This is a genomic window from Rhizobium ecuadorense (assembly GCF_001187535.1).
Classification (GTDB): domain Bacteria; phylum Pseudomonadota; class Alphaproteobacteria; order Rhizobiales; family Rhizobiaceae; genus Rhizobium; species Rhizobium ecuadorense.
In genome coordinates this window covers 1-19,803 of the sequence record NZ_LFIO01001743.1, presented here as the reverse complement: position 1 = coordinate 19,803, position 19,803 = coordinate 1, and the positions used below count along the sequence as shown (strand labels likewise).

Annotated in this window: 16 protein-coding genes and 5 pseudogenes; 6 read left to right on the top strand and 15 right to left on the bottom strand. The window is 56.3% G+C overall.

Annotated elements, in window-relative coordinates:
• Positions 1-348: 348 nt before the first annotated feature.
• Positions 349-1,263 carry a hypothetical protein gene (locus AF337_RS35045; RefSeq protein ID WP_010034735.1) on the bottom strand — a complete coding sequence of 305 codons (915 nt, stop codon included), beginning with the start codon at positions 1,261-1,263 and terminating at the stop codon, positions 349-351.
• A gap of 934 nt (positions 1,264-2,197) precedes the next feature.
• On the opposite strand from AF337_RS35045, the gene nodA reads away from it, so the two are divergent.
• Positions 2,198-2,785, top strand: coding sequence for a nodulation N-acyltransferase NodA (gene nodA / locus AF337_RS35040; RefSeq protein ID WP_004679687.1), 588 nt, complete (start codon positions 2,198-2,200; stop codon positions 2,783-2,785).
• Between the two features lie 410 nt (positions 2,786-3,195).
• On the opposite strand, the pseudogene AF337_RS43890 reads toward nodA, so the two are convergent.
• Positions 3,196-3,654: pseudogene (locus AF337_RS43890) on the bottom strand (GDP-mannose 4,6-dehydratase).
• 231 nt (positions 3,655-3,885) lie between these two features.
• Here AF337_RS43890 and AF337_RS35030 point away from each other — a divergent pair.
• Positions 3,886-4,345 (top strand): annotated as a pseudogene (locus AF337_RS35030) (helix-turn-helix domain-containing protein); the annotation flags it as partial.
• Between the two features lie 536 nt (positions 4,346-4,881).
• Positions 4,882-5,351 (top strand): annotated as a pseudogene (locus tag AF337_RS46615) (reverse transcriptase domain-containing protein); the annotation flags it as partial.
• A gap of 68 nt (positions 5,352-5,419) precedes the next feature.
• On the opposite strand, the gene AF337_RS35020 reads toward AF337_RS46615, so the two are convergent.
• The 11 genes from AF337_RS35020 to AF337_RS34970 all read right to left on the bottom strand — a co-directional run bounded on the left by AF337_RS35020 (position 5,420) and on the right by AF337_RS34970 (position 15,977).
• Positions 5,420-5,605, bottom strand: coding sequence for a hypothetical protein (locus AF337_RS35020; protein WP_004668636.1), 186 nt, complete (start codon positions 5,603-5,605; stop codon positions 5,420-5,422).
• Positions 5,606-5,889: 284 nt separating this feature from the next.
• On the bottom strand, positions 5,890-7,377 hold the full coding sequence (locus AF337_RS35015) for an NAD-dependent succinate-semialdehyde dehydrogenase (RefSeq protein ID WP_008534338.1): 1,488 nt from the start codon (positions 7,375-7,377) through the stop codon (positions 5,890-5,892).
• 23 nt (positions 7,378-7,400) lie between these two features.
• Positions 7,401-8,420 (bottom strand): ABC transporter permease, encoded by a 1,020-nt coding sequence (locus AF337_RS35010; RefSeq protein WP_004668632.1) that lies wholly within the window; start codon positions 8,418-8,420, stop codon positions 7,401-7,403.
• A gap of 11 nt (positions 8,421-8,431) precedes the next feature.
• On the bottom strand, positions 8,432-9,406 hold the full coding sequence (locus tag AF337_RS35005) for an ABC transporter permease (RefSeq protein WP_008534336.1): 975 nt from the start codon (positions 9,404-9,406) through the stop codon (positions 8,432-8,434).
• On the bottom strand, positions 9,403-10,956 hold the full coding sequence (locus AF337_RS35000) for a sugar ABC transporter ATP-binding protein (RefSeq protein WP_004668627.1): 1,554 nt from the start codon (positions 10,954-10,956) through the stop codon (positions 9,403-9,405). Before AF337_RS35000 ends, AF337_RS35005 begins: the two co-directional genes overlap by 4 nt.
• A gap of 91 nt (positions 10,957-11,047) precedes the next feature.
• The gene (locus tag AF337_RS34995) at positions 11,048-12,214 is read right to left on the bottom strand and encodes an ABC transporter substrate-binding protein (protein WP_008534334.1); all 1,167 of its coding nucleotides are present in this window, start codon (positions 12,212-12,214) and stop codon (positions 11,048-11,050) included.
• A 25-nt stretch (positions 12,215-12,239) separates the two neighbouring features.
• Positions 12,240-13,136 carry an alpha/beta fold hydrolase gene (locus tag AF337_RS34990; protein ID WP_004668623.1) on the bottom strand — a complete coding sequence of 299 codons (897 nt, stop codon included), beginning with the start codon at positions 13,134-13,136 and terminating at the stop codon, positions 12,240-12,242.
• Positions 13,133-13,516, bottom strand: coding sequence for a hypothetical protein (locus AF337_RS34985; RefSeq protein ID WP_004668622.1), 384 nt, complete (start codon positions 13,514-13,516; stop codon positions 13,133-13,135). Before AF337_RS34985 ends, AF337_RS34990 begins: the two co-directional genes overlap by 4 nt.
• A gap of 77 nt (positions 13,517-13,593) precedes the next feature.
• Positions 13,594-14,022: a carboxymuconolactone decarboxylase family protein gene (locus AF337_RS34980; protein ID WP_004668619.1), complete on the bottom strand. Its 429-nt coding sequence runs from the start codon at positions 14,020-14,022 to the stop codon at positions 13,594-13,596.
• A gap of 77 nt (positions 14,023-14,099) precedes the next feature.
• On the bottom strand, positions 14,100-14,984 hold the full coding sequence (locus AF337_RS34975) for an NAD(P)-dependent oxidoreductase (RefSeq protein WP_004668614.1): 885 nt from the start codon (positions 14,982-14,984) through the stop codon (positions 14,100-14,102).
• Between the two features lie 312 nt (positions 14,985-15,296).
• The gene (locus AF337_RS34970) at positions 15,297-15,977 is read right to left on the bottom strand and encodes a GntR family transcriptional regulator (protein ID WP_004668612.1); all 681 of its coding nucleotides are present in this window, start codon (positions 15,975-15,977) and stop codon (positions 15,297-15,299) included.
• Positions 15,978-16,651: 674 nt separating this feature from the next.
• Here AF337_RS34970 and AF337_RS34965 point away from each other — a divergent pair.
• From AF337_RS34965 to AF337_RS41355, 3 genes and pseudogenes are all read left to right on the top strand, one after another.
• Positions 16,652-16,891 carry a helix-turn-helix domain-containing protein gene (locus tag AF337_RS34965; RefSeq protein ID WP_008534330.1) on the top strand — a complete coding sequence of 80 codons (240 nt, stop codon included), beginning with the start codon at positions 16,652-16,654 and terminating at the stop codon, positions 16,889-16,891.
• 160 nt (positions 16,892-17,051) lie between these two features.
• Positions 17,052-17,377: pseudogene (locus AF337_RS46385) on the top strand (type II toxin-antitoxin system HipA family toxin); the annotation flags it as partial.
• Positions 17,378-17,793: 416 nt separating this feature from the next.
• The gene (locus tag AF337_RS41355) at positions 17,794-18,129 is read left to right on the top strand and encodes an HAD family hydrolase (RefSeq protein WP_012489465.1); all 336 of its coding nucleotides are present in this window, start codon (positions 17,794-17,796) and stop codon (positions 18,127-18,129) included.
• 270 nt (positions 18,130-18,399) lie between these two features.
• Here the strand turns inward: AF337_RS41355 and AF337_RS46380 are convergent.
• A pseudogene (locus AF337_RS46380) lies at positions 18,400-18,747 on the bottom strand (DUF4334 domain-containing protein); the annotation flags it as partial.
• A gap of 581 nt (positions 18,748-19,328) precedes the next feature.
• Positions 19,329-19,803, bottom strand: a 475-nt coding sequence (locus AF337_RS34955) for a hypothetical protein (RefSeq protein WP_244471375.1), incomplete at its 5' end; no start/stop codon positions are given.

The following is a 19,803-nucleotide window of genomic DNA, read 5'->3' as shown; positions in this document are numbered from 1 at the left end:
CGATCTCGTTGGTGAATTCGGGAGGCGCAACCAGCCCGCCTCCCTGAATGAAGCCGGAAAACTCTAGCATCCGGTGGTCCAACGTTTGGGAGCGTTTCAAAGACCGCCGAGGCTCTAATCGCCGCCGGATGAAAATTCAGTGGCAGGTCATTTGGTCTCGATGTTGCACAAGGAGCCAATTCCAGCGGCCACGAAGTACTTGGTATGCACCCGTGGGAACAACATGGGCGCTTCAATTGAACGGAAACTCAAATTTATGGCTGGCTCTGACAAATTACGGACGATCAGCGATAGTTCGGGTCTCCAGCGGGATTGCAGCATGAGGCCGGCAGTCAATACCAAAGGACATTACTGCGACTTCGCCGAATGCCGGTAATAGACATCCGCCAGAATGTGGTGGTCATGGCGGTAGACTTCGGCCATGATATTATAGAGGCTTGGATCGTGAGCCTCGAAATCTTCTGATGTGGCAATGGTGAGATTGCCTCGGCTGTAAGCCAAGTTCGTATTGAACCAAAATCGCGTGCCCTCGGCCCAATACTCATCGACGTTGTTCTCCATATAGGAACACGCCCAGAGGCCTTTCTCGTAGGCGTGCGAATAGGCACGTTCAACTCGTGCAACGAGATCAGGATCTACCGTGCGCAGCGCGTTGAAAATATTATGTGAGAATTCGTGAACAAGAATGTTCCCGCCGTAATACCGCGTGCCCGGCACGCCCATCAAATTCTCCACAGCTCCCGTCGTGTAGAGCCCGCCCATGCCGCGCGCCCTTTGTGCCCAGTAGTCTCGGGCAGTCATCTTGCCGATCGTGTTGGCGTAATCCCGCCGCTCGTCAGGGGTGAGACGTGGATCATCGGGAAGAGGCTTCTTCCAATCCCGCTGCTCGGGAATATCAGTCGTCGTCTCGTCAATTGCCATGACGCCCACCCGCGCTCCAGCCTGGATTAAAGCATCGCGGACATCACGGCGTTCTGACAACATGTAGAGGACAATGTCACGTGAGATCAATAGTGCCGTGTCTGGAACCTTGTTTGACGAAATAATAGGTATGCCCGCTGCGTCAGCATATTTGGCATAAAATGGATCCAGATTGAGTGATGTCGGTGGGCTGCGAACTATGAAAGTCTCGAAACTCGATACATCAGCCGCGGACAAAGGCGAGTCAGATAAGACATTCTCAGCGCCGCCGAGTCTGCCTGCGGATGCAGCAAGAAGGTACCCACCGCACAACACCATCCCCATCGAGCATACATCCATCATCGTGACCTCTCGTTAACGGCTGTCTTTCGTGAGACGACGCAACAACCGTGCCAGTCACTAAGTATTTCCTCGGGGGCTCATCGGCGCCGCCGGCTCTGTACCAGACCATGTGCGTGACGATCGGCATCCGGTGACCAGGGTATGACGATCACCTCATACCGTTATCTAGGAGAAAATTGCGATCTCGCGGCCGCCTCGCCAGTCCTGGGAGGCGTTTGCTGTGTCCGGGGTCCTAAAACTTGCACCGGAAACGCACTGATCTAGGAATCCATTCCTGTACCCATCATCTTCTCCCGAGGTCGGGATCGCCAGGCAAGTATGTCCTCTGGCAATCTTCGCCGATACCCAGCGTGCCGGTCCATGGGCTGCGATAGCCAAAGCGAACCAGGGCGTTTTGCGAGGGGAACCCCTTTCAGATTCAACAGGAGAATGCTGCTGCCTATCGCCGCGTCCCATTTTGTGTGGAATCAGACTGTCGCAAACCGAACATTCCGAAAAAACCCCTCCGCCAGGTCGGGTCGTTCGACGACTTTCGACGCCGGGATAGACCAGCCCGGTTCCGCCGAGGGTTCTAATGTGATCTCGACAATTTGCCTGATTATCGCCGAAAACGTCTTTGGCTTGCTTCTGCCTGAGTAGCGAGCCTCTCAGTCATGGTCAACTTTTCAGTTCAATGTCCTGGATGCCTGATCAAGATGATCCAGCATGATGGACAAGGCGGCATGTTCACGAAGAAGTTGGAGCAGCCGCTTCATCTGGCGTCGGCAGCCGATGGCAGGCCGATTGATTGGAACGCATCCATTGGACGGATGAGTTCCATCCAAACAAATGATTTCACCAGCTTATACCAGTGCCATTAGAAGCGCCCCAACGAGTGCGTATCAAGTAGTTGCTCTGTCGACGCCTGGACAGAGTATTAAGTGGAGGTTTAGGTATGAGCCCTCAGGTGCGGTGGAAAGTGTGCTGGGAAAACGAGTTGGAGCTCTCTGACCACACGGAGCTCGCAGATTTCTTTCGGAAGACCTATGGGCCAACTGGAGCTTACAACGCCCTTCCATTCGAAGGTGCTCGTAGTTGGTCAGGAGCTAGGCCCGAGCTTCGCGTAATAGGCTATGATGCGCACGGTGTGGCCGCTCACATGGGGTTGTTGCGTCGTTTCGTTCGGGTTGGCGAGGTCGATCTACTCGTATGCGAGCTTGGATTGTGGGGCGTGCGTCCAGATCTTGAGGGGTACGGCATTAATTCGATGCGCATTGTTTACCCAGTGCTGCAGCAACTTGGCGTTCGGTTTGCGTTCGGCGGTGTTCGGCAGGCGTTGCGCAACCTTGTTCTCAGGCTCTGCCGAAATGGTCTTGCGACGGTTTTGGAAGGGGTACGCGTGCGATCCACCCTTGCCGATGTTTATCTCAACCTCCCGCCGACGCGCTGTGAAAACGTAATTTTGGTAGTATTCCCAATAGGATGCTCAATGAGTGATTGGCCATCGGGGACCTTGATCGAGCGGAATGGCCCTGAGCTATGAAAGAGCATGGTCCCATAGCTGAAGTTATCCGAAGAGACGGTGGCGGCCCAGTGATCGGTGCGTCTATTTAACCCTCGATGACGGACCGACCCACACGATGACACATCCCGCACCTTTCGATCTGCGAACGCTTAGACGTCAAGCGTGAGATATTCGAGACAAGCAGGACCATCAGGAACATATGCCCCGAAGCCTCGGTACCGCAATCCGGGCACCTGGTGGAAGTATGAACATCATCGGCTAATGCCGTATTTTTGCGCGCTCGCGGGTTCACGATCCGCGCTCCTCGTTCGACCCGCTAACTGACGCCACTGCCGCAGAGCACGGCATCGGAGCCTGCGCACAAGCGCACTGCCGACCATACTGCGATGGCCGACAACCCAGATCTTCTTGTTGGACAAGTCGTACACTCAGAGCTCTTCCCGGCTGTTCAGGGCCTTCCAGTGCTTGACATCCTCGCGCACCATCTCGGCGACGAGCTCCTGAACCGGGGCCTTGTGTTGCCAGCCCAGCTTCTGGCGGGCCTTGGTCGGATCACCGGCAGAAGATCAACTTCCGTCGGGCGGAGGTATCGAGGATCGACTTCAACAAGGCAGGCACCGGACGCGGAGTCGTAGCCAGTCGACGCCGGACGCCTTCCATTCCAAAGTAATGTTCACGTCGGCAAAAGCCCGCTCGAGAAATTGGCCGACACTCGTCGTCTCGCCGGTCGCCAAGACGTGGCCATCCGGTTTGTCCTGCTGCAGCATGCGCGACATGCCCTCGACATACTCACGTGCGTGGCCCCAGTCGTAGCTCCTGGCGCTGTTTTTGGCCAGCTGTCGGGCGCGGCGGGCCTGCGCGATCGAAGTTGGCTTGTTCAGCCACAAGGCGAAGCTCTATCACCTGGGCGCTCGCAGCGTCTCCCGTGCGATACGCCATTTCTCTCTTGGCTACAGGGATGTGCGATTGTCTCCTGTTTTCAAAGCTCTTTGTCCTGCTGATGGTCGCGGTCGCGCTGGCGCGCGGTCGACCTAGACATGTCCTGCGATTGATGAATCGATTGTGAGGTGACGAGAGCGACCGAAGCTGATTCAACATCCACAGCGGAGAGGTGGATGATGGGACAGGCCCTGAGCGATGATCTCCTAATACGGGTTTTGAAAGCGTCTGCGGCGGGCATGTCGGCTCGACAGGCTGCGGCTCGTTTCGGAGTTGGGATTTCGACGGCGATCCGCTGGATTGAAGAGCGAAAGAGGGTGAGTTAACTGCTCTGCCACAGAGCTGGAGACGACCTTCGGCAGTGGATGCACACGAGGAATTCGTTGTCGCGTTGATCAACGAGCGTAGGGATGTGACGCTCGATGAGATGGTTGAGCGCTTGTCCGTCGAGCGGCAGGTGAAGATCAGCCGCAGCGCACTTGGCGCCTGGCTTCGAGGCCGTGGGTGGACCTTTAAAAAAAGACCGCACACGCACTGGAGCAGGACCGACCGGACGTCCTGAAGCGCCGGCGCGCCTGGTTCGATGGTCAATTGGACCTCGATCCGGAGAAACTGATCTTCATCGACGAAAGTGTGCTGCAGAGGCACGGAAGGAGTTCAGTGTGAGCTAACCCCGTAACGTGAAGCTGCGTGAATGATGGAGGATGGCCCTCCGGGATCGGCTTTCAGGAGCGGGTCTCAAACCAGTCCGAGCTGCTGCGGTAAAGAGCCGTGGTGGTGAGCGCCGGATGAAAAGTTCGGACGAGATCCGAGCAGGTGCGTGTCCGAAGACGAACGAAAGTGAACCCTCCGAAGACGCGCCGTTATGAATATAAGCGTCGTCGAAACCAGGACTGTTTCGTCATCCTGGGACAAGTCCGCCGGGTGCCTGATGATTGGGCGGGCGGCGACCGGCGTAGAGGGGGCGTGAGTTGGACACAGGCTTTCACCCGGAACTGCAGGAACCAGGCTCCTGATGCCAAGGGAGAAGCCCAAGCGGAGAAACCGTAAGGCGAGAGTACCGATGCAGGAGACTGGGGCGGACCGATCCGTATGAGCGTTGAGGGCCCTGTAATGGGGCCGGAGCAAAGGGATCGGATCAGGTGGTCGTATTGTTTGGAACAACTGGAAACAGGATGACTTCGATAGGTACGACAGACAAGCCGTTTCGGATTGAGAAGCGGCAAGTGTACGAAGCTTACAAAGCGGTCAAAGCCAACCGTGGTGCAGCCGGGTGGACGGTGAGACCCTGGAGATGTTTGACAAAGACCTTGCGAGAAATCTCTACAAGATCTGGAACCGGCGGTCAGTGATCGGATCGCGCAGATGGTGGTCAAGCAGATGATTGATCCGGAATCCGACATCAAAGCTGTTCGACAATCTTCCGCATGATCTCTTGCTGAAGACGGTCAGAAAAGACGTTAAATGCAACTGGGCTCTGCTCTACATCGAAAGATGGTTGACCGCGCCTATGGAAAAGAACGGAGAAGTCATTGAGCGGATGCGTGGTACCCCGCAAGGGGGCGTGGTCAGCCCGATCCTATCGAATCTCTTCCTGCATTACGCGTTTGACGTCTGGATGACCCGGACGCATCCGGATCTACCATAAAGGCCTGGCGCCGGCGAAGATCGGCGGCTACGTCAAACCGACACTGAGGGTGCGGCCGCCGACAACTACACCTTGACGCGTCGCTGGTTGACGCGAATGGCTTTCGCTTGACCCTCCACGCTGGCACGTGCAGCATCGTCGGCCTGATCGATTTCAGGACGAACGCGTGCATCGATCGGGTGGTGATCATGCTCCTGCTCAGGACTCCGATACGTTGAAACGACAACGCCACGGTGCAACAGCTCGTTCATGTCGTGTTACCTCTTCGAAGGCTACAAGCTATCTGGGAAAGACTTACCTTGTAGGGCATTGGCGGAAGGATCGACAATCGAAAAGACAGGCAGAAATCTCGTCTGCAAGGCCGGCCCCAGAAGGGGTCGGAAGGGAAGATCCGCAGGACAGCTCCCGCGAAACCTCTAGAAAAGTCCAGCCTTTTGAGACCTCGCAACCGGCGGAGAGGATGTTGCTGTCCTGCCTCTATTCAACAGACCTCTCCCCCTTTAAGTTCAGTCGGCGAGCGACCCTTGGGCGATCGCTATGCGCCGATCCCGCCCATGCAGACGTATTTCATGGATAAGAAGTCATCCATTCCGTACTTTGAGCCCTCTCGGCCGAAGCCGGATTGCTTGACGCCGCCGAATGGCGCTAATTCGGTGGAAATCAGACCCGTGTTCACGCCAACCATGCCGTATTCCAGCGCCTCTGTGACCTTCCAAACGTTCCTGAGGTCGTTGGCGAAAAAGTAGGCTGCCAAGCCGAATTCCGTATCGTTCGCGAGTTCGATGACTTCCTCGACAGTATCGAACTTGAACACCGGAGCCAGAGGCGCGAAGGTTTCCTCACGCGCAACCTTCATATCCTTTGTGGCACCCGAGAGAAGCGTTGGTTGGACGAACGTGCCTCCGCGAGCATCGCGGTCACCACCAACCACGACAGTCGCACCCTTGGTCACAGCGTCATCGATATGACCATAGAGCTTTGCTACCGCTTCATCGTTGATCAACGGGCCGATCGTCGCCCCGCTCTCAAACCCGTCAAGAACCTGCAAGGCACTCACGCGCATTGCCAGCTTCTCGACGAACCTGTCATGGATCCCGCTCTGTACGTAAATACGGTTCGCGCACACGCAGGTTTGACCCGCGTTACGAAACTTAGAAAGCATAGCCCCCTCGACCGCCTGGTCGAGATCTGCATCGTCGAAAACGATAAACGGCGCATTGCCGCCGAGTTCCAGGCTCAGCTTCATGATCTTCTGGGCGCCTTGCGCCATCAAGATACGGCCAACTTCGGTCGAACCGGTGAAGGTCAGTTTCTTGACGACCGGGTTGGAGCAGACCTCCTCGCCAAACATTCTTGCATTATCCGTCGGGAGGACGCTGAACAAGCCATCGGGTATTCCGGCACGCTCCGCGAGGATCGCCAATGCAAGCGCCGATAACGGAGTCTCGGCAGCAGGCTTGAATACGATCGCGCAGCCGGACGCGAGCGCCGGCGCGATCTTGCGGCACACCATCGCCGACGGAAAGTTCCAAGGAGCGATGGCGGCCACAACGCCAACCGGCTGCTTGATGACAAGCAGTCGCTTGTCGGCCTGGTGACCTGGAATGGTGTCACCATAGACACGCTTGGCTTCCTCACCGAACCATTCGATGTAGGAAGCGCCGTAAGCAATCTCGCCACGCGCTTCCGCCAGTGGCTTGCCCATTTCCGATGTCAGAATTACGGCCAGGTCTTCAGCGTTAGCTACCACCTCTTCGTAGAACTTCCGCATGATCAGCGAGCGTTCCTTCGCCGAAACCTTAGCCCACTTCTTCTGTGCAGCCTTTGCAGCATCGATAGAGGCTCGCACTTCAGCAAGACCAGCGCTAGGCAAAGAGGCAAGGACGTCCATCGTGGAGGGGTTTAGCACGTTGATGCGTGTGCCGTTTACCCCTTCGCTCGACCACTTTCCTCCAACCAGCATCTGCTCGCGAACGAGAGTCTGGTCCTTTAAACGGCCTAGCAGGGTGCTGGAGATTGCCATGGATCTTCCTTTCTATGCATTGATCATATCTGATTTCGAATGTGTGGTGACCGTGCGTATATCGCGACCATCGGAACGATGAGCAGACCGACGACAGCCTGCTGCGCCGGAAAGTTCAGTCCGAGGCCAACTAGAAGCGAGGTCAGTACAGTCAGGACAAGAACACCGAGCACTGTCGCGCCATAGCCGCCCGCCCCACCAAGAAGCGACGTCCCTCCAATCACCACCGCTGCTACGGTGGTGAAAAGATAAGGGTCGCCCACGCCGACGAAGCCACCACCGGAAAACCCTAGTAGCAGCATGCCCGTGATTGCAGACATGGCACCGCTGACGCTATGGATGACGGTCCAGACCTTGAATTCGGAGATTCCGAGGCGGGCGGCCGCCGTCCGGCTTCCGCCGACGGCGTAAATGCTGCGGCCAAACCAGGTGTTGTACATGAACCATCCAAGCGCGATGGCGACGATAGCCCAGATCACGATGACCGGAGGCAGCGACAGGCCGAAAAACTTTCCGTTGAACGCCGAAATGTTCCTCAGCCATTCGGGTACCGGAGCAAACACTGTACCACCAAACGCCGAGCCGAGTGAGGTGTAGATCTGGACCGCACCGACGGCCGCGAAGCCAACTCCGAGCGACATGATCAGCGCTTGCCCTTGGAGACGGAAGCTCAGGGCGCCATTGGCGGCCCCGACAAGCGCACCGAGGAGCATGACAACCAGCATCGCGAGGGGAGCGGGAATACCTGCGACCATAAGGCTGGGAAGGAGGATGTTCGCGCCTCCAATAATATATGGTATCGAAAGATCGAGCGCACCGACCAGAGCGCACAGGGTCTGGCCAATGGAGGCAAGCCCCAGAAACGCTGCGAGAAGAAGGATTGAACGCGCGTTTTGGGATGATACGAAGCCGGGGACCAGCAATGCACCGAGTGCTAAGAGAGAGGCCAGAAGAACAAAGCCAATGACGATGCTCCGATGAGCCTTGAGCGGGTTAGACTTCTGAGCCGATTTGATTTCGGAATTCATAACTGTCGCGACCATTATCTTGCTCCTTACACAACCGCGCGGCGACTGATGACAAAGACGTTCACGAGAAGTGATCCGACGAGGATTAAGCCGAATGCCATCTGGGTAACGAACCCCGAAACCGTGCCGAAGTTGAAGGTGGAGAGGAGATAGGAGATGAGGAACATGTTGATCGCGCCAAGCGTAGATCCAAGTGCTCCACCACGACCACCGGAGAGGCTCGCACCTCCGAGAACCAGGGCCGTAACAGCCTGAAGGGTGTAGGTGCTGCCCTGCGTCGGATCACCAGAGGAGATCAGCGCCGTGTAGCTGAGGGCGGCAAGTCCAGCGAATGCTCCACCAACAACGTGGGCGATGATGCGGACTGCGTCCACTCGAACGCCGCTCGTATACGCCATGCGCTCATCCGCACCCGTCATGCGAAGGTTGCGGTAAAACATAGTCCCCCTGAGAAGGAGCCATAATGCATACGCTGCAACCAGCAACAGCAAAACAGGTGACATGATGTCGGTCCCCGCCCCCCAGCTAAGCATCCAGTCGGGCGCGACTCCACCCGGTCGGGACATCACCATCAGGTTCAACCCGGAGAGGACAAGAAAACCCGACAGCGTAACGATTATCGGAGCGACACGCACATAAATGATAACCAGCGCCTGGAGTAGCTGGAATGCCGCTCCCAGGCCGACTGCCCATACTATCACTGCGATAGGGTTGGTAATTCCGTTACCCACAAGCCAGGTAATAAGGGTAACGTTGATGAACCCCATCAAGGGGCCAACTGAAAGGTCCACTGCTCCACGACCCGCCATGACAATGGGGGTGAGGGCAAGCGCCGTTAGAATCAAGGGCGTGGCGACAAGGATTGCACCTGCGAGGCCGTTGTTCGTGAATAGCCCGTGTCCGCGTAGGGCAACGGCGACCAAAAGGACAATGAATAGGCCGGCCGGCACGAAGAGGGAACGGTCCTGGGTGATTTGACGGAATGCGATTCCAGACATCATGCAGTCCTTTCCAGATCGAACTCGATGGAGGCGTTTGGCGATTTTCCAAACATTGCGGCCAAGATTGGCTCTTCCGCTATGTCCTCGCCTGCTAGCGACCGGAAAAGCCTTCCAGCAAAGAAGACGTCGACGCGGTCCGCAAAGCCGATGAACTCTTCGATTTCGCTTGATAGATAAATCACGCTGCCACCCTTCTCCGTGAACAGGCGCAGTTCGCGGTAGAGATCGCGCTTCGTTCCGAGGTCGACACCGCGAGCGGGATCGTTAAGGACGATGACGGACGGTTCGTTTGCAAAGGCACGGCCGATCAAAACTTTTTGCTGATTTCCGCCCGACAGTGAGGTGATCTTGTTCGCCGGACTTCCAATCTTAATCCGGAGCCGATCCACCTCGCGTTTGAACATGGGTTTGAGGCCGGCCTTATTGATTATACCAAGAGGACCGAGGTTCTTGCGATAGACGCCGATGGCAAGATTTTCGAAGATGCTCTGCTGAGGGAAGATACCTTCACGCTTGCGGTCGCCGGAAATATACGAGATTCCTGCTTTGGTAGCGTCTTCGAGCGATGCGACCTTTTTCATTCTCTCGGTGCTGGATGACCAGACTTGGACATTACCACCAAAAGGCTGGATGATACCCGCAACGGCGCGTACGAAAGCGTCCTGCCCCTGCCCGTCGAGTCCTGCAACACCGATGATCGCTCCTTTCGGTAGATCGAAATCGAAGGGCGCTGCCGCGCTGTGAGTAACGAGGTCTCTTACCGCTACCACGGCCGGCGCGGCGGCGCCTACTTGCTTTGATTCGTACGCCTTCGCGTCGCTTGCGTTTCGGTCCGCGGGCGTCATCATTGAAAGCAGGTTCTCTTCAGTTATTTCATGCTTCTCGAGCGTACCAATGGTGACGCCGTCGCGAAGGATCGTGGCTCGATCGGCGATGCGGACAAGTTCAGCGATCCGATGCGTTACGATCAGCACGGTCGCACCTTCCCTACGGAGACGATCAATTTCCTCGTGGAGGCGGATCGTGGAATCGAGGTCTAATGCCGCAGACGATTCATCGAGGATGAGGACCTTCGGCCTGCGCAAGACCGCTCGCGCAATAACTATCCATTGCTTGACGCTCAGAGGCAATGCCCCAACGTTCTGATCGAGATCCACGGGCTTGCCGACGAGGCGTTTCAGGATCTCCTCAGCCTCGGTACGCCGACCACTGCCGCCCTGCGAGCGGAAGATGCCGTCGCGCCCGACATACAGGTTTTCCAATACACTGGCCTCGTCGGCCACCAGCACTTCCTGGAAGATCGTTGTCAGCCCGATGCGCTTGGCGTCAGTCGGAGTCGAAATCTCTTCTCCAAGGACCGAAACGCTCCCGGAATCTGGGTGCAACACTCCAGACATGATCTTCGCCATCGTGCTTTTGCCACTTCCATTCTCTCCGACGATGGCGTGCACTTCTCCGGCCCGGGCTTCAAAATCACACTTCTTTAAGGCCTTAGTCTCGCCGAAAGACTTGGCAACATTGATCAACTTGATCGTAGTTTGGTTTTGCATCGGAGATCCTCTAATCCCAACGGCCGCGCGAGGCGGTCCTCCCACAAGAGAAACTTCTGTCCGGTGGCAAGACCCACCGGGCAGAACAGTTTCACTTCGACACAGGCTTCCAGGGATCAGCCGGGCGTTCGAAGTAGTCTGCAGCAATCGCAGCAGGAAACCACCCGTCCGCCTTGGGCTCCACGAAGTCTGTCGAGTTCAAGTCGCAATCTTCTGGTATTGCCGCGCGGACTTCATCGATGGTGTAAGGCAAGACGGGTCGAAGGAAGGACTGAACCTTAGGGCCTTGTCCCTCCAATGTGCGGAGCATGATCTCCCACATCTGTTGCATCTCGCGACGCGGCGGCCAAATATGGAAACTCCTGTCCACAAACTCGGGGTTCTTGCGCCAGTAGCACGCGGCGGAAGCTTCCCCCCCGAGAGTAATCGGGATCATGTCTCGACCTGACTGCAGCATTGCGTTGAGAACGCCGTTCTCTTGGGCCCCCTGCGTGAGGATCCCATCAATCTTCGTCGGGTTCGTCGCAAGAAACTTCTGAACTTCGACCTGGGCCACCTGGTCGGTCCACTTCCCTGCAACTTCACCGACGATCTTTATGTCGGGGTACTTAGCAAGTGCTTCCTTAGCCGCTTTGTCAAAGCTGTCCGAAGAAGCGAAACCGGGAATACCAGAAACGAGAAGGATATTGCCCTTCTTTCCTATTTTTTCCGCCAGCCACGTCGCCATCTCGGCACCGCCCTGCGCGTGATTGGCCGCGCCATTGATGGCGTATGGCGACGTCACGTAGCCCGAAAATGAGAACACCGGCACACCGGCTTTGTAGGCATATTCGATCGTCTGATTAAGAGCCGTGACGTTCGAGCAGCAGATGATGATTGCATCGACGCCTTCGTCCACCATTTGACGCATCTGCTGGATCTGAACGGCGTCTTTAAGATCCGACTGGGTGACCACGACATCAGACACCAGGCCCGCAGCCTTTGATCGCGGTAAAAGATCGCTCATGACCGCATCGAGAGCTGCGGCTCGCCAGGTGTTGCCAGCGTAGCTGCTTGCATAGCCGATCTTCCACGGAGGACCCTTTTTGGGCTTGAAGTCTTTGTAGGCGCTCGCCCCCAATGGAATCTGCGGATCTACAGTTTCATAGATCTTCTTTTCTGTAGCCGGTAGCTGATCGACACCATCCGCGTAAGCGGTTGTCGCCAGGGCGCTAACCGAGATCAGCGCCCCAAGTGTGACATTCAGAATGCACCTCATTGAAGTTCTCCTCCCGAGAAAAGGATCAGGCAACCTTAGACCGGGCTGCTGATGACTGTTGGATCTCCTCAAGAATCGGCAACAGATACTTCCGGAACTCGCTATAGTCCTCAGTAACGGGAAAATGTCCGAGCTTTTCCATTGTCCAAAACTTGGAGCCTTTGACCAGGTCTGCAGCAATCTTGGTATCGGCCGGGGACGTGTTTGGATCGTATTCGCCCGTGAGGAAGTATAGCATACATTTCGACGTATCGATTTTGCTGGCTTCTTCTGGCGACACATCGTGGTCGTAGTAGTAGTAATAAAGATCACCCGCGAAGATTCCCGGTCCACCGCAGCTGTATTCCCACTGGATTTCACGGACATTCGCTTCTGGCGAGTACGGTGAGATATTCAGCATCATCGCCGCACCGATGGAGGTGCGATTGACGTTTGGATTGTCGAACTCCCTGCGGATGCCAGCCATACCGACGTCGACGTACTCCGCCGCCGAGCGCAACGCACCTTCGACCGAGATCGTGGCGCGGAAGTTGTCCGGATAGTTCGATGCCAGGTCGATCGCGAGATGGCCGCCCATGGAGCTGCCCAAATAAACGGGGCGGTCTAGGTCGAGCGCTTTTGAGAGTTCGAGCTGGAAGTCCATCATGAACTTCTTGGTCATGTTGTATTCCTTCTCCCACCAGCGAACGCCGTAGGGGGGAAGGGACTTGCCGTGATACGGCAGATCGAACGCGATGACGCGAAAATTTTTCGTCACGTCGGAATCGCAAAGCATATGACGGTATTGGCGACCGTCGGACCCTGCCGTATGACCGACGAGAAGCGGAATCCCCTGGCCCGCTTCTTCGTAATAGACGCGGTACTCGATACCTTCTACGGTGAGATAGAGATAACGGCCGATAATGGGGTCAAACTTGGTCATGCTGCTGCTCCTTCAGAACGGGCATTGCGCATCAGGGTGGTCATGCGGTTGAGAGCAGGCAGATACGCGAAGGTTTCGTTGTTACTGCTAAGGTAGAGGCCATGCTTGATGTTTGATGACTGCAAGCACTGATAAAACGGCAAGGGTTTGTGCTGAAGCAGCGCCTCCCACTGTGAACCGGTCCCGCGTATGACGATAGTGCACTTGTCGTCGTCGTATTCGGCCTCTTCCACCTTTAGCAACGTACCGTCCTCGAAATGAAGCGCTACACTGCGGGTAGGGAAATCGCATTTTAATATACCGTTAAGATAACGAGTTTCGCGCTTGAACTCGAAATCCTCCCGCACGAATTCTATGAATTTCTTGAGATCTATCGCCATTTTAGGCTCCTCCCTTGTTGATAAGCGCTGAGAACTCCGCGCATGTTGTACATGCCCCCTCACGGGACAGCACATTCTCAAATGCCCATTTCGGTGAATACTTCCTGGGCATGCCTGAAACTGTCGATGCCTGCTGGCACACCAACGTAGATAGCCACCTGAAGGAAGATCTCCTGGATCTCCTGTTTCGTAACACCGTTGTTGATGGCGCCGCGGATGTGGCCTCTGAGCTCGTGCGGTCGGTTTAAAACCGCTATCATTCCAAGGTTGAGGATCGATCGAGCGCGACGGTCGAGGCCAGGTCGGTTCCAGATATTGTCCCAACAATACTCGGTGACGAGTTCCTGCATCGGCCAGGTGAAGTCGGTCGCCTTTCCGAGGGCCGCATCAACGTAAGCGTCCCCCATCACCTGCCGACGAGTAGCAAGTCCGCGCTTGAACTGCTCCGATGGAGCTGTTCGCTCGCCGGCCTTAGACCCCTTATCTTTCCTGTCCAAAGTGGCCATTGGGTTTCGCTCCCTTCATCATATTTGACAGATTATCAGACAATTTTCAACTGTCAGTTTGGCGTAGTTTTTCGCGGTCAGGCCTGATCTTTCACGAACTGCGCAATTTTCGTATGGTCGACATCGGGGCCTAAAGCATGCCGAGCAGCATCCCAGGCATCAGCGGTACCGGCCAATGTCGGCAGCTGGAGATTGAGCGCCTTCGACAAGTCCGCTGCAATCCTAATGTCTTTCGCCATAAGCCCCAAAGCAAAACCAGAGCCAAAAGTCTCCGAGAGGATGAACTGCTTCATCTTCACTTCTGTTGCGTTGTTCTTGCCAGACGACGAGTTGAGAATATCGACGATCGTTCTAGGATCGAGACCAAACGTTCGGCCAAGAAGAACGCCTTCGATAGCTGCCAGAACCCCGGCTCCCGATACGAAATTGTTGATGGCTTTCATGGCGTGCCCTGAGCCGATCGGGCCTGTCCTAAAAATCTGGCCGCCCATGGCGCACAGGATGGGATCAGCTTGATCGATATCGTCAGAAGCACCGCCTGCCATGATAGTAAGAGAGCCTTCGACGGCTCGCTTCACTCCGCCTGACACGGGAGCATCGACCAGCCGCAAGCCCTTCTGATGCAAGCGCTCTGCGAGCTCACGAGTATCATTGGGCGCCGATGAGCTCATGTCGATGACAAGCGCGTCAGCACTCAGGGATTGCCAGGCCCCATCCTTGAAGAGCGCGTCTTGAACAACCTTGCCGTTGGGAAGCATGGTAACCGCAACATCGGCCCCATTGAATGCTTCCGCTACCGTCTCTGCCGGAACGCCGCCGACGGCCGCGAACCTTTCCCTAGCCTCGGCCGATAGATCAAAGCCAGTGACTTCGAATTGAGCCGACAACAGATGTTGTGCCATCGGCCCGCCCATTGCGCCGAGACCAATAAAGGCGACGCGCAGATTTTTTCGTGGTGACAACGTCCCGCTCCCGAATGTGAGGCAAGCACAATCAGCTACCTCCGTTAGTGAGGAGTAGTTAACGACCTATCAGACAATCTGTCAATCGGAAAATTCATGCTTGGGCCGGCGCGCCCTCGCTACGACGCCAATTTTGCCGTCGCTTCTTCAATCACCTCACTTAAAATGACGTGCAAGCAGCACCCATCTTATCGTCCGATGGACACCAGAGAGGTTGTTGCGTTGTCAAAAGCACCGTGCCTGAAGGATTTAATTACACCCGGCCACCTCCAGCATCAGACAATCTGTCAATTTTCGGAAAATCTTATGGCATCAGCCTGAGGTGTTGTTGCGCAGGTACTCGAGTGCGACTTTCGCAGCCATATCAATGTGGTGCTTACAAGCGGCCGCAGCCCTGGGTCCGTTGCGATTTTGGATCGCTTCGGCAATCTCTTTGATTTCTGCAATGCTATGTTTGAGGCGCCCCGGTTGTGTCATCGAAGTCATGCGCAGAAGATTGATCCGGTTGTGCAGCGATGTTAGCATTTGCCTGACGAAGACGTTTTTGCTGCCATCCATCAAGCAGTCATAGAAGGCGTTTTTGGCAGCGATGAGCCTGTGTCCCACGCCGCTTTCCGCCGACGCTTCGAATTCTCTAACGGCATCTTGCAAAGTGGCAATATCTTCCGCCGTTCCATTTTCGGCGAACTGCTGACCAGCAAACCCCTCGAGCAGCGCGCGGACGGTGTAGAGCTGAGCGGCCTCCTCATAGGTTATGATACTGACAACTGGACCCTTGTGGGGGAAGCTTGTGATCAATCCCTCTGCCTCAAGCTGCCGAAGCGCTTCACGGACGGACGTGCGACCCACGCCGATCATTTCGCAAAGCTCGCGCTCGACGAGCCTTTGCCCCGGCTTGAACTTGCCCGTCGCAATAGCCTGTCTGAGCCTTTCTTCGACTTGCACTCGAAGAGAGGCATTTTGCCGAGCGACCTGCAGCTCCACATCTACCATGATCAATGTCCTACGTAGCACTAATGAATTTGAGCTAAATATATGGCTGCTTCGCGGGGAACTTTCAATCAGATTGTCTGATGAGCGGTCATTAGCAACTATTCTCGAGGATTGAGCCCGCTGTGTAGAGGTCGGCTTCCCGATCCATGAGGAACCGATCGGTTGGCGCGCCATAAGTGGAAATTCTAGTCCAAATGGCCTAGTTCAATTGGTGTCCTGATGGCCGACAATGTCCGCCCGCCGATTTCTCAAAACCAGCCACGTTGCGACCCTGATCGACGAGGTGTCCACGGTCACCGACACCACCGCATCTTCCAGGAGCACCCATTCGACTAACGGCCGGGTGCAGCTTGGCAATCGGCAAAAGCCGCATCAGCAGACGATAGTGGTTCCGATCGCGCCTCCGGTCCGGAGGCGGCATCGATCTTGAGCGCCTCAAGATCCGCCATCTTTCTTCGCCTGCCAGCCTGGCTCGTACTTGCGCTATCCGCAATTCCCATTCTAACCACTTTTCTCTCTGACCATCTCTCTTGAAAAATTGTAACCTTCGTGCTACATATCTAGTGCAATCTGTAGTGCGAAGGTGACAAATTCCGACACCTCACAACCCTCCGGGTGCGGCGCGCGCTGCGCAAACTGGGCGCAGACATCCACGTCGACGTCGCCGCCTGCCTATGGCGGTAGTAGCCGAACGTGCCTTCACCTCACGCTCAACGCTTCAAAAGATCGAGGCCGGCGACACCAATGTCAGCATCGGCATCTATGCAGGCGTCCTCCAGGCACTCGGCCTGCTAGATGGGCTGAGCCAAGTCGCCGACATCGGTGACGACAGCGTCGGCCAGTCTCTGGCCAATGCAGAGTTGCCCAAGCACGCTCACCCAAGGCGATCACCGGGATCGTCACGCGATGGCTGATTTCGAAGTTCATCTCGACCTTCACGGCCGCACACGTCCCATCTGGCCCGGAGCAATCGCGCCCGTGGTGCCGAAACAATCGTGTTTGAGTATGATCGTGCCTGGCTCGAGGACCCGGGCCGCTTCTCGCTGCAGCCCGCTCTAGCTCTGAGCTGGGGAGAAAAATCACGGCTTTCTGTGGCTCAATAAAGCCAGCTGGTCGTTGTCCCCTGCCTATGACCTCAATCCAGTGCCTACGGATGTCAAGGCGCGCGCGCTGACGACAAACATTGATCTTGATGAAGGCACCTGCTCCCTTGACCTGCTGGAAGAACCTGCAGGGCTCTACGCCCTAACGCTCGCCGAGGCTCGCGCGATCATTAAGGAAGTCGCGACACCGCAAGGTGGCGCGAGACCGCCAAGGCGGTCGGTGCGCGGTCAGCCGAGATCAACCGTATGGCCAGTGCGTTCGATCACGATGATTTGCAGCGAGCGCCAGCCCTATGACGTAGAGCCTTCCTCCACAGTTTCAATCCGCCCTCTGCCGGCCCGATCACTGAACCGGATTACGGCATCGTTGCGTTGTAAAGGACGGATGTCCAATGGCAATTTTCCGATCTGCGGTCCTGGCTGGATTTGCGATGGAATTGTTTCAAGCGCCTCCGTGACCAACGAGCGAAAACCAATAATTATGTGATTCGGTGAGATCGAGACGCTACTCTACGAACAAACTATGTCACTGCCAGCGGATCCTCAATCACATCGACGATCGATGGCTGGCCAAGCACGTCCGCGAAGCGCTGTAGCATGGCAACAGTACTCGATGACATCTCCGCCCTGGAGCCCGGGATATAGCAAGCGGCTGCATAAGCGAGTTGCCGTTGCCTCGGTTCCGTTAGCAACTCATCCGGTGCTGGTCGGTGATGGAAGCTGATCTCGCGACATATGTTGTCTTCAAAGAGATTGACGGAGACGGCTCACGCCTTGAAGAGATTGTGCCGATCATTCGAGAAAAACGGGGTTGGGTTCGACACCACAACGGCAATAACCTTGCGCTAGTTCCGCCTGCGATCTCAAAACGGGTGGCCTCACAATTTCTGCTCAAAAAGCTTCGGACGGAGCATCCAGGTCGCCCAGTGATCGGCTACGGTGACAGTGTGAGCGACTTCTCCTACCTGTCCCTCTGCGACTGGTGGGGCGCTCCGGGTAACTCTCAAATGACAGACCTTGTCGTTTCCGCTGTTGCGCGTGAGAGATAGGTGACACGCGTACTGCGAACGTGGTGATATGTGAGGAGGGTGCAGGAATGATCCTGCACCTCCAGTCTTTCAGTAGAAACTTCCTATGGGTAAAACGCCGCGCCATATCGCGGTAAGAACCATGGCAAGCGCGGCGAGGATCGCGAGATTCCCGTCGGCTTTTACCACGAGTACGTAGAGCTTGTATTTCAGCATGATATGACCTTTCGATGAGCTCATTAGGAACTGCCGTCTCGACGGTTCGTGCCTTACTTGCGCAGAGCGAAATTTCGCGCCCATGATCCTCTCGGCGTCGATCCGCCGGAAATGGTCGACGATGGGTTGATCGTCATAGACCATGGCCGCGCTCTTGACGCAGCCGAACATCATGGCCTTCAAAGACGCGACCGGGCCCTCGCCCGCAGCCGGCGCTGGAGATAGGAAAACTTGGTTGCTTGCCACACGCGTCCTGTCGATCTTATAAAAACGCAACGTTAGCCGAAGCGGGATCCATTTGGGATCCACGGCAACCAGCCGCCGGTCTCCCGCTCGAAACAGCAGCACATCGGCGCGCATGTCCGGCGTGAACCGTTTGCCGAACCAGCCAAGATCTTCGAGCACACCATCGAACGATGCCCCGTCGATTGGCGACTGTCTATCCATTCAAGCGGCCAGTGCGGCTGCTCGGCGTCACGCTTTCAACGCTGACGACCTCCGATCGGCAATGCACGACCCCAGTCCCAACTTGATCTCGGGCTCTGACGGCCCATCGCCCCGAAATAGAAAAGCCTGCCGCGGGAGGAGGTGCGGCAGGCTTTCCTAAAAGAACCGAACGGCGACCTGGGAGGAGGAGTGCCGCTGTTCCCACAGACGTCCCTTTGGGAGGAGGAGTGGGCCGTCTAAACTTCGAAGCGTTGCGGGAGGAAGCATCGCTTCGATGAAAATAGCAATACTCGGGCCAGCGCCATGAAGCCAGCGTCTATGTTGCACTGCAGCTATGCACCCGCCGCAACAATCGGCAGGACATCGAGCATTCCTACCCCTGATTTTGTCGGCGGCTCTGCCGCTGTTACAGAGTGGAACCGCTACAACGTCAATTTCGATATCGAAAGCCCCAAGAAGGCCGTGACAGTTCGCGGCGGCCCTGCCGTCATGGAAAGTAGCGCCGCTGGAGACGGTGGCCGGCAGCTAAGCTGGATCGGTGCGGTTCGCGACAGTCATTAGGGGACACCCGGTGACAGACAGTATGAAGTGGCAGTCGCTCCCAGAAGCGCAAGATGTTCTGCGGGTATGTTTTCACCGTTAAGACCCGGCTGTACAATCCCGATCCGGTACTCGATGAACTTGCGTCGGGCAGCCTTTCGAAGCGTGGCCAAGTCATTCAGGCTGCCTCGAATGAAACGGGCCCGGCCCTTAAGATGTGATGTTTCTCTCACGGTCAGGTGGTTGATGAGGTTCTTCAAGCTCCATGTCCCCTTCACCCCCTTCTGTGCTTGACCGCAAACGAGGTAAAGATCGTCCGCCCGGCGCCCCATTACTGCCTGCGAGTATTTCAGATGCCAGAGAAGTACGGTGACGGTATCGTCCGTCTCCTCGATCGCCACGACGTCCGCGCTCTCCCAGGTGTCATCGTCATCTCTTCCGGGAGAGTGGGCAGACAATCCTCGCAATGGGCGTTCCGCTGATCGCACCTCC